The 15945-nt window shown below is 33.2% G+C and carries 14 protein-coding genes; all 14 read left to right on the top strand.

Annotated elements, in window-relative coordinates; translation table 11 throughout:
- The first annotated feature begins 28 nt into the window (after positions 1-28).
- The 14 genes from R6X41_RS17350 to R6X41_RS17290 all read left to right on the top strand — a co-directional run bounded on the left by R6X41_RS17350 (position 29) and on the right by R6X41_RS17290 (position 15807).
- Positions 29-1474: a DUF1254 domain-containing protein gene (locus tag R6X41_RS17350; RefSeq protein ID WP_318501620.1), complete on the top strand. Its 1446-nt coding sequence runs from the start codon at positions 29-31 to the stop codon at positions 1472-1474.
- 1072 nt (positions 1475-2546) lie between these two features.
- A complete protein-coding gene (locus R6X41_RS17345) occupies positions 2547-2996 on the top strand; it encodes a NanQ anomerase/TabA/YiaL family protein (RefSeq protein WP_318501619.1) in 450 nt (149 codons plus the stop codon).
- Positions 2997-3750: 754 nt separating this feature from the next.
- Positions 3751-4137 (top strand): DUF2306 domain-containing protein, encoded by a 387-nt coding sequence (locus R6X41_RS17340; RefSeq protein ID WP_318501618.1) that lies wholly within the window; start codon positions 3751-3753, stop codon positions 4135-4137.
- A gap of 315 nt (positions 4138-4452) precedes the next feature.
- Entirely contained in the window at positions 4453-5253 is an 801-nt protein-coding gene (locus tag R6X41_RS17335; protein ID WP_318501617.1) for a DUF6090 family protein, read from the top strand.
- Between the two features lie 50 nt (positions 5254-5303).
- On the top strand, positions 5304-6623 hold the full coding sequence (locus R6X41_RS17330; protein ID WP_318501616.1) for an agmatine deiminase family protein: 1320 nt from the start codon (positions 5304-5306) through the stop codon (positions 6621-6623).
- 44 nt (positions 6624-6667) lie between these two features.
- The gene (locus R6X41_RS17325) at positions 6668-8689 is read left to right on the top strand and encodes a response regulator (RefSeq protein ID WP_318501615.1); all 2022 of its coding nucleotides are present in this window, start codon (positions 6668-6670) and stop codon (positions 8687-8689) included.
- The gene (locus R6X41_RS19815; RefSeq protein ID WP_412176279.1) at positions 8676-8837 is read left to right on the top strand and encodes a helix-turn-helix domain-containing protein; all 162 of its coding nucleotides are present in this window, start codon (positions 8676-8678) and stop codon (positions 8835-8837) included. The genes R6X41_RS17325 and R6X41_RS19815 overlap by 14 nt, the downstream gene beginning before the upstream one ends.
- A gap of 247 nt (positions 8838-9084) precedes the next feature.
- A complete protein-coding gene (locus R6X41_RS17320; RefSeq protein ID WP_318501614.1) occupies positions 9085-9594 on the top strand; it encodes a YybH family protein in 510 nt (169 codons plus the stop codon).
- Positions 9595-9736: 142 nt separating this feature from the next.
- Positions 9737-10144, top strand: coding sequence for a nuclear transport factor 2 family protein (locus R6X41_RS17315; protein WP_318501613.1), 408 nt, complete (start codon positions 9737-9739; stop codon positions 10142-10144).
- 140 nt (positions 10145-10284) lie between these two features.
- Positions 10285-10743 (top strand): RidA family protein, encoded by a 459-nt coding sequence (locus tag R6X41_RS17310; protein ID WP_318501612.1) that lies wholly within the window; start codon positions 10285-10287, stop codon positions 10741-10743.
- 104 nt (positions 10744-10847) lie between these two features.
- Positions 10848-11546 carry a hypothetical protein gene (locus R6X41_RS17305; RefSeq protein ID WP_318501611.1) on the top strand — a complete coding sequence of 233 codons (699 nt, stop codon included), beginning with the start codon at positions 10848-10850 and terminating at the stop codon, positions 11544-11546.
- A gap of 435 nt (positions 11547-11981) precedes the next feature.
- The gene (locus tag R6X41_RS17300) at positions 11982-12530 is read left to right on the top strand and encodes a hypothetical protein (RefSeq protein ID WP_318501610.1); all 549 of its coding nucleotides are present in this window, start codon (positions 11982-11984) and stop codon (positions 12528-12530) included.
- A 284-nt stretch (positions 12531-12814) separates the two neighbouring features.
- On the top strand, positions 12815-14611 hold the full coding sequence (locus R6X41_RS17295; RefSeq protein WP_318501609.1) for an AMP-dependent synthetase/ligase: 1797 nt from the start codon (positions 12815-12817) through the stop codon (positions 14609-14611).
- Positions 14612-15057: 446 nt separating this feature from the next.
- Positions 15058-15807: a hypothetical protein gene (locus R6X41_RS17290; RefSeq protein ID WP_318501608.1), complete on the top strand. Its 750-nt coding sequence runs from the start codon at positions 15058-15060 to the stop codon at positions 15805-15807.
- The last annotated feature ends 138 nt before the right edge of the window (positions 15808-15945 follow it).

Raw genomic sequence — 15945 nt, 5'->3', positions numbered from 1 at the left:
TGAATCACATAACAAAAAATCATAAATCATGAATTTCAAAAACCTAAAAAGGTTCATACCAATACTAGTAGTCGCTTTAGCGCTTACCGGGTGTAAAAATGAGTCTAAAAAAACGTCGACAGTCAATGAATCTCCAGCAACATTATCGCTGGATTCTGTTAAAGCTATAGCTCATGATGCCTACATATACGGGTATCCAATGGTAGACAACTACCGTGTTGAATATGCCTATTATGTAGACAAAACAGGCACAGAATTTAAAGCCCCTTGGAATCAGATTACAAACATTGCAAAGGTTTATACTGCTGCAGATACGGCTGTACAAACAGCAAATTCAGATACGCCTTACTCATGGATTGGTTATGATGTAACAAACGAACCTTTGGTTATTGGTCTTCCAGAGATTGAAGAAAGTCGTTATTACGATGTGCAATTCGTAGACAGTTACACGTATAATTTCGCTTACCTAGGATCAAGAACCACAGGGAACAAAGCGGGAACTTATATGCTTGTTGGACCAAACTGGAAAGGCGAAACTCCTGAAGGCATTGATAAGGTGATAAAATCTGATACTGAAATTGGAGTAGTCGTTTTTAGAACACAACTTTTCAACCCAGCAGATATTGATAATGTAAAAGCTGTACAAGCTAAATATAAAGCACAAACGTTATCTGCTTATTTAGGTGAAGCTCCTGTAGCAGCTGCTTCAGCATCTGTAGAATGGATGAAACCTTTAACTCCTGCAGAACAAAAAACGTCTTTAGAGTTTTTTAATGTAATGAATTTTGTGATGAACTTTTGTCCAACCGTTCCTTCTGAAAAAGCGTTAATAGAGCGTTTTGCTAAAATTGGTGTTGGAGCTGGAAAAACAATTGATGTTGCAACACTTTCGCCTGAGGTGAAAGCAGCAATGGAAGCTGGAATTAAAGAAGCATGGGGAGTAACTTTTGCGGGTTTAATGAAAAAAGTTGAAAAAGGAGAAGTAACATCTGCTAACGTATTTGGTACTAGAGACTATATCGCTGGTAATTATTTATACAGAATGGCTGGCGATGTATTAGGTCTTTACGGAAACTCTAAAGAAGAAGCATACTATCCGCTTTATACGGTAGATGCAGACGGAAAACCATTGGATGCTGGAAAAAACAACTACACATTAACATTTAAAGGCGGTGAATTGCCTCCTGTAAATGCATTTTGGTCGTTAACCATGTATACTTCACCAGAAAGTTTAATGGTAGCCAATTCAATTAATCGTTATTTAATTAATTCACCAATGTTACCTGAGTTAAAGAAAAACAAAGACGGTGGCATCACTATATACTTCCAAAAAGATTCTCCTGGAAAAGCTTTAGAATCAAACTGGTTACCAGCTCCTGATGGACCATTTAGAGTTGTTCTTAGACAATATTGGCCAAAACCGGCCGCTTATGATGGAACTTGGAAACAACCACAAATACAACTTGTAAAATAAGTAAACCTATTTACAACCTTTTAAAAGCGATTTGAATGTTTATTCAAATCGCTTTTTTTTTATATAAAGCAGTACATATCTTATTATCTTTCCTCCTGCTTTAGTTTACAATAAGTTTACTCATATCATGAAAATCCGGAATGGAAAACCAGTTGATAAATCCATTAACAATCCGTTTTATAATGTTCTGAATTTTTAATTAAAATCCATCAGTTTTTTGAACCTAATAAAATTAGAAACGGTGCATAAACTATAGAGCTTAAATAATTACTAGATAGCACTCGCCTACTTATAAAAAGTATTTCAAATAACATCCGTTTACTTAGATTACATACCAATCGTGTCCTAAACATTATTAAATGTTCATTTTTTTCATTGATAAAAAGATCCTTCGACTTCGCTCTGGATAGACCAAGCCAAAAAAATCTAAGCTTACGAACTTTTATCTAAATTTTCGATAGGCCAACCAAAAAAACAAAATTCAACTTATATAGAAAAAGGACATCTCACAGCACAAGTAACTCCATAAAGTCAAAAGCGCTACAACTTAAAAAAAAAGAGACTAATCGTTTAAGACGCTATTGATTACAAACCTCTTTATACATACAAAAATAGTACTGCTAATAGCGCTTTGTTTAGGGTAGTCAGGAACTCCTATTCTCCTTTTTACCACACGAGATCCCCAACGACTTAAATATTGGATCTAAACCCATTACCATCCTTTTAAAACTATTGATTGCATTAACTTAGATTTTTGGATTATTAAATCACGATAGCACTTACAGTAATAGATGTGCCTTTCGCTCACTTTTTTACATATTAATTTAAAACAAACCCAACTAATAAAGAGAAGTAAAGTTTAAAATCGCCCCATAAAACGATGCAGACAAAACGTACATTAATCCCCAATTAAAAACAACGAAATGCCGAGTCTGTGTACAAAAAATTACTTAATTTAGTATTTAAATTAAAGCCGTAGCAAACGGTGTGGCACCTGTATGTTCTACAATACATCTTCACACTAAAACCTGCAACGAAACTTATACAAAACGTGAACAATAATTAAAGTATTATGATTATAGATAAAATTGAAAATCAGATAATTTACAAATCATTAAGCAAAAGCATTGAAAAGGGCTTTGATTTTATAAACAAAAACGACTTAACTAAAATACCTTTAGGAAAGTATGAGATTGAAGGTGAAGATATTTTCGCTATTGTAATGGAATACGATACCAAAATTAAAAGTGAATGTAAATTTGAAGGCCATCATAAATATATAGATCTGCAATACATGATATCGGGAACAGAATATGTAAGTCTAGAGACATTAACAAACCAAATACCTGTGGAAAGTAATACCGAGAAAGATTACGATTTTTATAATATCGAATCACAAGCACTGAAGTTTGATTCAGGTAGGTTCATGATTTTTTTCCCAGACGACTTACATCAGCCAGGTATTCATTTAAATGAAGTGTCGACAGTAAAAAAAGTGGTTATAAAAATAAAAGCGCAGTAGTCGTATCATAAAATAGTATAAGAAATTGCCATGTTTTACTAGACATAAAGGGTGTTACACACTTGTTTTATCTCAATACCTTTCAGGTAATCTTTTTTAACAAGGCTATAACCAATAGTATTATAGCATAAAAGATGGCAATTTTATTTACAAATTATTATGAGATTTACACCCGTATTAGTTTCTTTTAGGACACGACTCATAACTATTTCTAGTTTATAAATTTTTATTAACTTTTCATAGCTTGCATCATCATCTTCTCTTTTTTAAACTTGTCATCCTTTTCATCTCGTTCTAAATCACTTATTTTTTTTAATATCGGAGCGTTTACTTCATCCACATTTCTCTATCAATAGCGAAAAGAACATGAAGATTTTCTCCACTATACCGCTCACAAAACCTTCCGTAAACATTTCGATTTACAGGGCTTTTTTTATATGCTTGATAGCGTCTAAAATTTAGATTTGTATGTAACCGAATTCGCAATGATAGAAGGAATTTAGATCTGATTTCACAATAAAACCAAGCCATTTTAATGCTTTGGTTATACTTCTATTTAAGCTTCAGAAACACAGTACACACCAAAAGAGTTGCAAAAAACGCAATTAATCTATACAACGAAATAATATTACATTTATCTTTAAATTTCAGGACACCTAATATGGTGTATTTGTTCGTCTAGTAGACAGGTAAATTATCAGCGTAAAATAAATTTTAAACTATAGCCGTATTTCCGAGCTAAACACTTAGAAAAATGAATTATATTGATTTGATGTATTTTCATTTGGCAACAGTCGTTCCTGCTTTTGCCATAGGAACACTATTGTTAATAATAAAAAAAGGAACAAAAATCCATATATATTTTGGGAGACTATATATGATTCTTATGTTAATAACAGCATTTATAACGCTGTTTATGCCCGCCGAAATTGGGCCTAAAATCTTAAATCATTTTGGTTGGATTCATAGTTTTAGTTTACTAACAATCTATACCGTTCCAACGGCTTATTGGGCCATTAAGAAAGGAAATATTAAGTCACATAAGCGAAAAATGATTTTATTATACTTTGGAGCAATAATTATAGCAGGGGGATTTACATTTTTGCCAGGGAGATATTTACATAATTTATTTTTCGGATAGTACTAATTAAAACTGAAACGATCTAAGTTTATTTTGAAAAACTAAATAACGATTAAACATCTAATTGTTTTGTAGATTGATAAAAACTGTATTTTAATCTATTGCTGATTTTGTATTAAAACAAAGGTCGTTTCACCTTTGCTACATCTGATTTTCCTGCTGAAAATCCACGATCACAAAATCGCAAATTTAAATGCATAACCGTTTTGCGTCATTAGCACTAACCACTATTGAAATTATTTAGAGTATCGAAACAAATTCTTGAGATACAAAATTACATCTCTTGAAGACAAATTGTATCTAAACAAAAAAAACATGATAAAATTCTTTCGAAAAATTAGACAAAACTTACTTTCAGAAGGAAAAACAGCATCCTATTTTAAATATGCTATTGGAGAAATTGTACTTATTGTTATCGGAATTTTAATTGCGCTACAAATTAATAGTTGGAATCAAGATCGTCAAGACAGAAAACAAGAACAGCAAATTCTATCCCAATTATTAAAAGAGTATTCTAATAATCTAAACCAAATAGAACAAAAAATAGATATAAGAAATGATATATTGAACTCTAGTTTAAAACTTCTAAAATATAAAACCGAAAATCCAGAACACATTATACAGGATAGTCTTGATGCTCATCTTTTTAGGACTTCCATCCGACCTACTTTCGATCCAGAGCTTAGTGTAAGTAATGAATTGATAAATTCTGGTAAGCTCTATATATTGGAAAACATTAATTTAAGAAACAACGTCTCATCATTTTCCAGTTATTTAAGTGAGCTAAGGGAAGAAAAAGTAATAATTGTGAATTTAACAGAAGAGCGTTTAATTCCTTTCTTAATAGAAAATTATCAGATTGGAGGCATGCAGATGTTTTTTATGGATGACAAGGAAATAAGAGAAAAATTCACTATTGGCAGCTTAAAAGAGTACAAATCCACGAAAGACTTAGTATCTAAATCAGATTTCAAACCTTTGTTAATTCATCCTGATTTTGAAGATTATTTATTTCAAATGATAAGTTTTACGAGCTATACTAATGAACAGTCTGAAGGCGTAAAAGAAAAGATTGAAAGTATTGTAGATATGATTAAGAAAGAAGTCGAAAACTGATGCTAAATTTAAGAACGAAACATAAAGACCAAATCATTAACTTATAACATATGAAATACATAACACTAACATTGGTAATTTTACTACTAATTAGTTGTAAAAATGAAAAATCTACAGACAAAGATTTAACATTAGATACATTTTATATGCCTGCTGAATACGAAAAACAAGCTGCTGTTTGGTTAGGATGGACTGATTATCCACCATATCAAAAACCTTTTTTAGAGATAACGAAAGCGCTTTATTCCAAAGTTCCAATAAAAGTAATTACCAATAATAAAAATGCATTAAACCGATTAAAAGATACACTTTTAGTGCTAAATTTTGATGTCACTAAATTTGAATTCAACATAATTCCAGACAACCGATATTGGATGCGAGACCACGGAGCAGCTTATGTTATTAATGGAAAAGGAGAAAAAAAGGTGGTTGATTTTGGGTGGACACTTTATGGTAATAAAGAGTGGTTAGAAACCTATTACGAAGGTAATAAAGACAGCGTTGCAATTTACTATAAGCAAGCAGTGAGAGAAACTGGTAAAGTGGATTCTATTATGGGAGCAATAGATCATTTAAAATCCATAAAGACCGATGTAAATATGGAAGGTGGATCTATTGAAGTCAATGGGAAAGGCACTTTAATACAATCTGAGTCGGTAACGTTTCAAAGAAACCCAGGAAAATCTAAAACCTATATTGAATCTGAATTGAAACGTGTATTAGGCGTTTCAAATATAATTTGGCTTAAAAACGGACTTGCAGAAGATGGTTTTTGGTGGAATAAAATCTATGATAACTTTTATGGTTGGGGTGTTTCAGGACATACAGATGAATTTGTTCGTTTTGTAAACGATTCTACAATTTTATTGGCTTGGGTAGATGAGTCTGAAAAAGACTTAAACCTAATAAATAAATGGAATTATGAAAGAATGTCGGAAAACTTAAAAATTCTTGAGAATGCAAAAGACCAAGATGGAAAACCGTTTAAAATTATTAAATTTCCACTTCCAGATCCTATTTATTTAAAAACCACAGTCACGGAAACCGACAATAATTCAAGTATAAACACAAAAGAGTGGACTGTTCCAAAAAATTGGGGACCACATAAAAACGAACTAAAAGTTGGAGATTCTATAAATTGGGTCGCAGCATCTAGCTACTTAAACTATTTGGTTACAAATGATTTGGTTTTAATGTCTACGTATGTCGATCAAGGTTCGTCAGTGGAAAAAGAAGAAAAAGCGAAACAAATTATGAAGACCGTTTTTCCAAATAGAGAACTGCTACTTTTAGATGTAATGACCATAAATTATAATGGTGGCGGAATACATTGCTCCACACAACAAGAACCAAGCGTAAAAAATGACTAAAAACTAAACCTCTAAAAAGAAATTAAGCTTTCAAAATGAATAAAATGGAGGAATTAAAAATAGAAATTCTAAAACTACACGATCTATATTGGTCCAGTTATTTGAAAGGCAATATTTCTGTAATGACTGATTTGATGACTGAAGATTATATCCAAATAGGAAGTGCAGAGCGTGAGATTTTCTTTAATAAAAATGATGCCGTTCAATTTCTATACGAAACTATTGATCAAGTTGCTGGGAAGTTTGAAATGCGCAATAGAAATACTTCAGTCGAATTTTTGAATGATACGTTTATTGTGTATGAATTATGTGATGCATATGCGCTCGTAGATGGAGAATGGCTATTTTATAATAAATTCAGAGCCACTACCCTACTACGTAAAGAACTACTTGGGTGGAAATTTAGTCACCAGCACAGTTCTTTTTCAGATAGCGGAACTTCTGATGGTCAAAATATTTCCATTGAAAAAATAGTCGCCGAAAATCAGCAATTACAAGACGCCGTAAAACAACGTACTCTTGAATTAGAACAACAGGCCACCGTTTTGGAACAGGCTAATATTGATTTAAAGAAATCTTTAGAAGAGTTGCAATCGAAAAACTTAATAATTGAAGAACAAACACGTGAATTACTTCAATTAGATGCCTCCAAGACTCGTTTTTTTGCCAACCTATCTCACGAACTGCGCACACCGCTTACCTTGATTCTTTCTCCGCTTAGCACGACATTAAACAGTCAAAATCTTGATGATACAAATACCACATTGGTTACACTAGCCAAACAACAAGCGATTCAATTATTAGAACTGGTTAGTGAAATACTCGACCTTACAAAATTGGAGTCTGGTAAGATGAAAGTTAAGGAAGAACCCACAGATGTTTATCGACTCATTCGACGACTTATTTCGACTTTTGAATCGTATGCCAAACAAAAAAACATCAATTTAGTATTTGAGTTTGCTAAAAATATGCCTCAGGGTTTAGTATTGGATACGTTGAAAGTAGAGCGCATATTCAATAATCTTATATCCAATGCCTTAAAACTTACACCGCTTAATGGGTCCATTACAGTTACGGTAACTGATAAAATTTCTGACTGGCAAATAGAAGTCACAGACACTGGAAAAGGGATTCATCCCAATGATTTACCATATCTTTTTGACCGCTTTTATCAAACCAATCAACTTGAATCTCCTATGGAAGGCGGTACAGGTATTGGGCTCTCTTTAGCAAAAGAATTAGCAGAGGTCATGCACGGAAAATTAGCCGTTAAAAGCACATTTGGAGAAGGCGCTACTTTTATATTAACCTTGCCAAAAAAAGAAATTATTGGGTATATAGACGAGGTTAATGATCACGTACCAACAGTTTCAAATAACATGACTGTCGACAAACTAAACACGCAGAAAAAGCAACTTCAAGACCTAAGCCTTACAAAACCCACTATTCTAGTTGTGGAAGATAATTACAGTTTACGCTCCTATTTGCAATTTATCCTATCGGAAGATTTTCACGTACGAACTGCCGAAAATGGACAAGACGCTTTAAAAAACTTAGATAAAAATGGGCTGCCAAGTTTAATTATATCCGATGTGATGATGCCCGTAATGGATGGTTTTAAGTTGTTACAAATCCTAAAAGCAGATAAAAATCTATGGAGCATACCTGTTGTCATGCTAACAGCCCGAGCAGAATCAGACGATCGCCTCAAGGCATTGCGCATAGGCGTAGACGACTATCTAACAAAACCTTTTGAAGAAAAAGAATTGTTTGCACGCATTAAAAATTTATTAAATAATGTAAATAAGCGTAAAAACACATCCCTAAAAAATCAGGATACTAGCACTGAAATATCAAGCGAAACACAGCAAACGAATACATCTACGCTCAGTATTCCCGATCAGAAATGGTTAGAAAAATTAGAAGACATGGTAAAATTAAACATTGGAAATTTTAATTTATCAGTAGATTTTTTAGCCGATGAATTGTTTATCAGTAGAGCGCAATTTTTCCGAAGACTTCAGACTATAGTAGGGTTGACTCCATTGCAATATATACGAATTTAAGTACAACCATGCAAGGCAACTCTTAGAAAACAAAAGTGTACCTAGTGTAAAAACTGCTTCCTATGCTATCGGTATAAAAAAGGTCGCTTACTTTTCAGAGAAATTCAAAGCGCGTTTCGGGAAATCCCCTTCAGAATATTTGATGTAAGCACTTAAATAATCCCTTACTTTCTGTATTCTTTTTTAGGTCAGCCAAGGATCTTGTACTACTATATTCCATTACTTTTCATTTTGAAACGTTTAAGGGTTATCCTTGATACAAATGGGGATACGACTATACAATTGAGCCTTATACATGAGATATTCAGGTCCTTTATTTAAATCAATTTTGTGATATAGATAATGGGAAAGGCCGAAAACCATTTAGAATAGGCTTCAATACTAAACTGATAATTATGAAAACTTCCACAACATGTTTCACACTGCTACTGATGACTATTGTTTTATCGACCACATTAAGTTGTAAGCAAGAACATAAAATTCCTAAAATAGAAGCCATGCCTAAATCAGCCACGGTTGAAGCACTTGGGCAAATGAATCGCGATTTCGCAAAAGCACTAAATGCAAAAGATGCTATGGCTGCAGCCGTTGCCTATGACAAAAACGCTTCTATTCTACCACCAAATGAACCTATTATTACAGGACGCGCCAGCATTCAAGCCTATTGGCAAGGTGCTATTGATGCCGGAATTATTGATGCTACAGTAAAAACGATTGATGCCAAAAGTGATGGGAATCTAGGATACGAAATTGGAACATTTACCATGCGATTTCACGGCGCGAATAACGATACCATTGTAGAAGTCGGGAAATATACGGAAATATTAGAACGAAATGCAGAAGGAAAATGGATTTCCACCTATGGCATGTGGAGTAGTAATGCACCAATGCCAACCGAACAATAACACTAACAATCAGTGTTTTATAAAAATAATTACTATTTTATACTATTAAATAGTCCTTACTCCTACTACAGAAAACACATTTTTCAATACAACGGGATAGCCGAAAACCGATAAAAGTAGGCAACAAACAACAACCAAAATTATGGCAACAGAACAAAACATTCAAACAATCAACGCTTTGTATAATGGCTTTTCAACGGGAGATATGCCAACGGTCTTGGGGTTAATGGATCCTAAAATCGAATGGAATGAAGCCGAAAGTAATTCGCTAGCAGATAGCAATCCTTATATTGGGCCACAAGCTATTTTAGAAGGTGTATTTGCACGTCTTGGAGCAAATCATGAACATTTTGGATTACAAGATGTAAAAAATCATGGTATGCAAGATAATATGATTTTAGCCACAATGCGGTATGATGCTAAAGTAAAAGAAACGGGGAAAACATACAATGCACAAGTGGCACATTTATGGACACTTAATGACGAAGCAAAAATCATTGCTTTTCAGCAATATGCAGATACGAAGAAAATAGCAGATGCCGAACAGTAAGATCTCATAAGACTCATCGTCTGTAAAAGTCTAAATTTCCTAACTTCAAAAGGAAAACCAACTATTAAACAATCATCAGCATGAAAAAATTAACCAACCAACTGCCCTTACTTACATTACTTTTTACCTAGACTTTTGGAATGCTAAGTTGCGAACAAAAGGAAAACCAAATCACCAGAGTAGTTGAAGAAGAAGTCGTCATTGAAACTGAAACATCTGAATTCTTTTTACTTCGTCCAGAAGTAGAAAAAGCCTACGGATATTCACACGCTGTAAAAATTGGAAATGACATTAAGATTTCTGGAGCTGTAAGTATGGACGACGAAGGAAATCCTACTGCTGTTGGCAATTTAGGTCAGCAAATGAAAAACTGTTATGCAGATTTAGAGAAAATTTTACAGCACTATGGCTGTACTTTTGATGACGTTATTGTGGAAAAAGTGTTCACAACCAATATGCCATTGTTTCTCGAGAATGCAGCTTACAGATCAGAAATTTACACGAAACAATTCCCAGCAGGTTCTTGGCTTGGTGTTACAGAACTAGCTGTGCCTGAATTTATGATTGAAATTGAATTGGAAGTTTATAAACCGGAATAAAAGTAAGAATACACAGCAACGTTTTAAATTATTTGCTAATTTGTGCTTGACGAATGTTAGTTGCTTTGTTTTGCTAGCTTTATAAAAAACCGTTGTAAACGATTATGATAGATTTATCTCATGCAGAGAATCAGATTCACTGTGTCACGAATTTTAAAGACCTGGTTTCCATTCCTTTTAAAGGAAAAATAAATGCCAATTGTTGGACTCGTAATCTCATTGGTGATTTTTCCGAAATTGTAAAAAAGCTAGAAGGAAACGAAAATATAGCAGAACTTAATGAAGAGGAACTTCGGGAGCTTAAATTGAGTACACAAGGACAACTTGCTCGTGACATTCTTTTAAATGATTTGAAACTATTGAAGGCCCACGGCGCATCTCCAACACTTAATCTGATAAAACAGTATGAAAGGGATGATATTTTCCCTTATTTTCCAACCGATGTGTATTCTTATCATGTAGATCGTTCTCCAATACCTACCGACACCTTTTTATGTACCTACTACGGCGCATCTAGTGACATATTGCCAAATGCGCAAGCCATACAAAAAGTGCTTGTGCCCGAAATACGTGATGAACTTAAAAAACTATATGATGGATCTGATGATGGTTTTGAAACCTTTTTAAGTGAACATTTCTTTGATTTACATTATCAGGCGAAACCTGAAGCGCGACCTGTAAACTTAGGCCTCGGTCATTTATGGAGATTGGCGGTAGATCACCCAAATAGTCAAGCGCTTCCATGTGTGCACCGTGCTCCAAAAGAAAAAACTGGTCAGACCCGATTGTTGTTGATTTGTTGAACAAAAATCAACGTAATAAAAGTTTAGTCTCTTTTTTCAAAAAGATGTACCGCTGTTGACTTTATGGGGTTACTTGTGCTAAGAGACGTACTCTCCCTATATAAGTTCTTTGTTTTTTTGGTTGGCCTATCCAAAATTTATTGTAAAATTTGAAGTGAAAGTATCGTAAAATTTAAAGCTGTTTGAGCTATACGTATGTATCTATTTTGTTACTTTTTCAATAGCGAGTTCTTTAAATTTAGATAAAAGTTCGTAAGCCTAGATTTTTTTTGGCTTGGTCTATCCAGAGCGAAGTCGAAGGATCTTTTTATCAATGAAAAAAATGAACACATAATATTATTTAGGACACAATTAATATTACTCCTATTTTTTACCTAAATATATGAATCAGGTTTAGGGTGAATGTGTTAATTTAGGTGCTAAATATGATATTCAATGAAAAAACTATCTATTGTCCTATTTATTTATTTTTTCGGGACACTGATTTCTTGTTGTAATGACGATAATACCATAACATACAATACTATTGAATTTGCGAACGTTTCACTGTTTTCTTTCGACGACAACGGCATATTCCCCTATTTCGAGGCATACAATCCTAATGAACTAGGCATTGGTGTTTATGCGGATTCGATATCAACACGCACTGAAATGGCTTCACATTTTTCCACTATGGATAAAGCTTATGCTTTCGAAAATCCAAACAAAGAAATTTACACCAATACAATTGATTCCCTAAACGTAATTACAATTTATAACTTCGATATTAATCATCCTGCGGGTAGTTCTGTTAACGATATTCTATTGTATTTAAATGATTTTGGAGAAACCTCCGAATACAATATTAACCAGGCTTCAGCAGTCTCTCATTTTTATAAATTTGCTGTAGTTCCTGAGAATGACTCCCTTCAATTTAAAATTTCAGGTCGTATTATTAATAAAAGTCATTTTATAAAAAACACGGAATTAGTCATTTTAAGATAAAAAGCACACAAACTCTTCTACAATGGCCCGGCCTCTAAATAGTCTCTTCAAAACACAATAATTCACCTCAAAGGACTCAGTAAAGAACATCAAAGGCATTCTTATAATTCCAATATAAAACTATATTATAAGTAAACAGAGTATTGCATGTTTCTTGTTTGTCAATATAAGAAACACCTTAAACATTTCAACTGTTCCTATAAGCAATTACAGTACAATTATTCGTAACTTTATCGCTTTAATTTAGGTAAATCCCTATCTTAATTGAAACCAATAACAAGGTAATGAACTACAAACATTTAGTAGAAGTAATTAAAGAAAATAGCGAGCGTTTTAAAAGTAAAAATGCGATCTATTATAAAAATAATGAGCGTAATACATGGGAAGGCATTTCTTGGTTAGATTTCGAATCTCGTATAGAAACACTGTCTAAAGCCTTAATAAATTACGGAATATCTGCACAAAATAACATTGCTATTTTTTCAGAAAACATGCCAAATTGGATTATTGCAGACATCGCAATTATGCGTGTTCGAGCAGTAACCATACCCATTTATGCAACCAATTCTAAGAAAGAAGTAGAATATGTTATAGATGATGCACAGGTAAGTTTGCTTTTTGTTGGCGATCAGAATGAATATGATAAAGCTTACGAACTTTTAGACACTTCCAAGTATTTAAAATTAATTGTTGCCTTAACAAAAACCATTACACTCCACCCTAATAAAAATTCTGTTTATTTAGAAGATTTTGTAACTTTTGAAGCAAGTGAACAGATTGATATTGAACTTCAAAAAAGATATTACGAATGTAATTTAGAAGATATCGCTAGTATTATTTACACCTCTGGAACCACTGGAGAGCCTAAAGGTGTCATGCTAGATTATACTAATTTTGGAGGATCTCTGGTTGCTCATGATTATGAATTAGACATTTCAGATCAGGAGGTTTCACTTAGTTTTTTACCATTAAGTCATGTTTACGAACGTAGCTGGGTGTTCTTCTGTTTATTTAAAGGCATTGAAGTATACTTAAATCAGGATCCTAAAAAGATTGTGGATGTTATTAAGGAAGTCAAACCTACTTTAATGTGCACCGTACCTCGTATATTCGAAAAAATATTTTCAGCCATTCAAGATAAAAGAAAAGAAGCTTCTCCTACCAAAATGAAATTGGCAAGTTGGGCTTTAGGCGTGGGTAACAATTATTACAACAAACACAAACGCCTAGAAATAGCTGTCCCTCTAGGTTTAAAATTAAAATATAAGGTTGCAGATAAATTAGTATTAAGCAAATTACGAGACGTATTTGGTGGACGTATTAAATTTATGCCATGCGGAGGAGCGCCTCTAGCGCCAGATATGGTGTCGTTTTTTCATTCGTTTGGACTTAATATAAAATGCGGCTATGGTTTAACTGAAACTACAGCAACTGCTACGCTTTTTGGTAACACCTTTTTTGAGTTTAATTCTGCAGGAAAACCCATAGAAGGCACACAAATAAAAATTGGCGATAATAATGAAGTTCTTGTAAAAGGGCCTGGAGTAATGAAAGGTTATTACAAAAAGCCTTTAGCTACGGCAGAGGTTTTTGAAAATGGATGGTTTAAAACTGGAGATGCTGGTAAAATAGACGACAACGGTAACCTAATAATTACCGATAGAATTAAAGATTTAATGAAAACGTCGGGTGGAAAATATATTGCGCCTCAGAAATTAGAAAATGCTCTTATTACCGACTCCTTTATAGAGCAAATTGCAGTGATTGGTGACGAACAAAAATATGTAACTGCATTGGCTGTTCCTAGTTTCGAGAATTTAAAAAAATACGCTTTAGAACACAAAATTAACTTTAAAGACGTAGAAGATTTAATTACGAATAACCAGATTATAGCGCTTTTTGAAAAACGATTTGAAGAGCTACAAAAAGAATTCTCTAAATTCGAGAAAATCAAAAAATTTACCCTCCTGCCTAAAGAATTCACTATAGAAACAGGAGAAATTACAGCAACATTAAAATTAAAACGAAAAGTGATTCAGAATAAATACAAAGCACTTATCGATAAAATGTATTCGGAATAAGAGCTTGCTTATAACTTATATTGTTATTAATTCCAAAGCGAAACCGTTGTATTAACAGTGTTTATAACATAAAAAAGCCTCAATTGTATATATAATTGAGGCTTTTGTACTAGTACATTATTTTAGTATAGGTGTAGAAGGTAATTTTGGAAAAGGAACGTGTTTTACAATTTCTATTCCTGAAACCTTGGTAAATACTCCAAGAAGCACGTTTAGAGAAAGTCCGAACTTTAAGAGCCGAATATCTTTTTGCCTCTAAAAAACAAATTGCAGAGGCTGTAGCATGACAAATACGACCTATTTATTTGATAAATTAAAAGAACGTTATGGAGTTTAAAATTTAAATTTATAGTTATTTTTGGTTGCGCTTTCAAAATTCATTGATACAAACTTTTATGTTGATAAAATTGAATCCTTTCAGAACCATAAAGGGAAAGCTAAATACTATGAAAAAAATTTTAACCCTAATTTTATTTACACTCATCACAACGGTGACTTTCGGACAAAGTAATTATCAAGATGTTGTTTACCTAAACAATGGTAGTATAATTCGCGGTGTAATCATTGAGCAAGTTCCAAATACATCCATTAAGATAGAAACCGCCGACAAGAGTGTTTTTGTTTATCAAATGGATGAAATTGAAAAATTCACCAAAGAGTTACCTCCCGAAACAGAAGCATTAAAACAAAATACTTATAAAAGAAAGGGTTTCATAGGTTTAGAATTAGGGGCGAATATTCCAGTAGGTAAATTTGCAGATAAAAACAATGGAGCTGCTGAAACAGGATTACAAATAAACTTAATAAATTTCGGGTATTTATTCACTGAAAATATCGGGATTACGGCCACTTGGTTTGGGGCATCAAATCCAATTCAAGGTTCAAGTGATGACTATTTATGGTCTCACGGAGGATTATTAATTGGTCCCTTGTTTTCTTACCCCATTTCAGAAAAAATTGAATGGGATGTAAAACCCATGATAGGACTCTCTACAGCATCAATTACAAATTTAGATTTAGAAGTAGCGTCTTCATTCGCTTTTAATTTAGGGAGCGGATTGCGATTTAATGTAAGTAGATTAATAGCTTTAACCTTTGGGGTAGATTACACAATAACCAAATTCGATTGGGACATTGGAGAGCAAACTATGGGGACAATTGCAATAAAAGGAGGATTTGCATTTAGATTAAAATAGATGTAAAAGATTGATATGACCTTAAAAAATAATACTCGTATTAACTCTTAGTCTTTTTGTTAGCACTTTTTTTGGACATCTTAAAAATAAGGTTTTTAGCCTCACATAACTATTTGAAATACGAGTGTAAAAGAAAGA

The sequence above is a fragment of the Formosa sejongensis genome (assembly GCF_033447105.1).
GTDB lineage: Bacteria > Bacteroidota > Bacteroidia > Flavobacteriales > Flavobacteriaceae > Formosa.
This window is presented reverse-complemented; position numbering and strand designations above follow the sequence as displayed.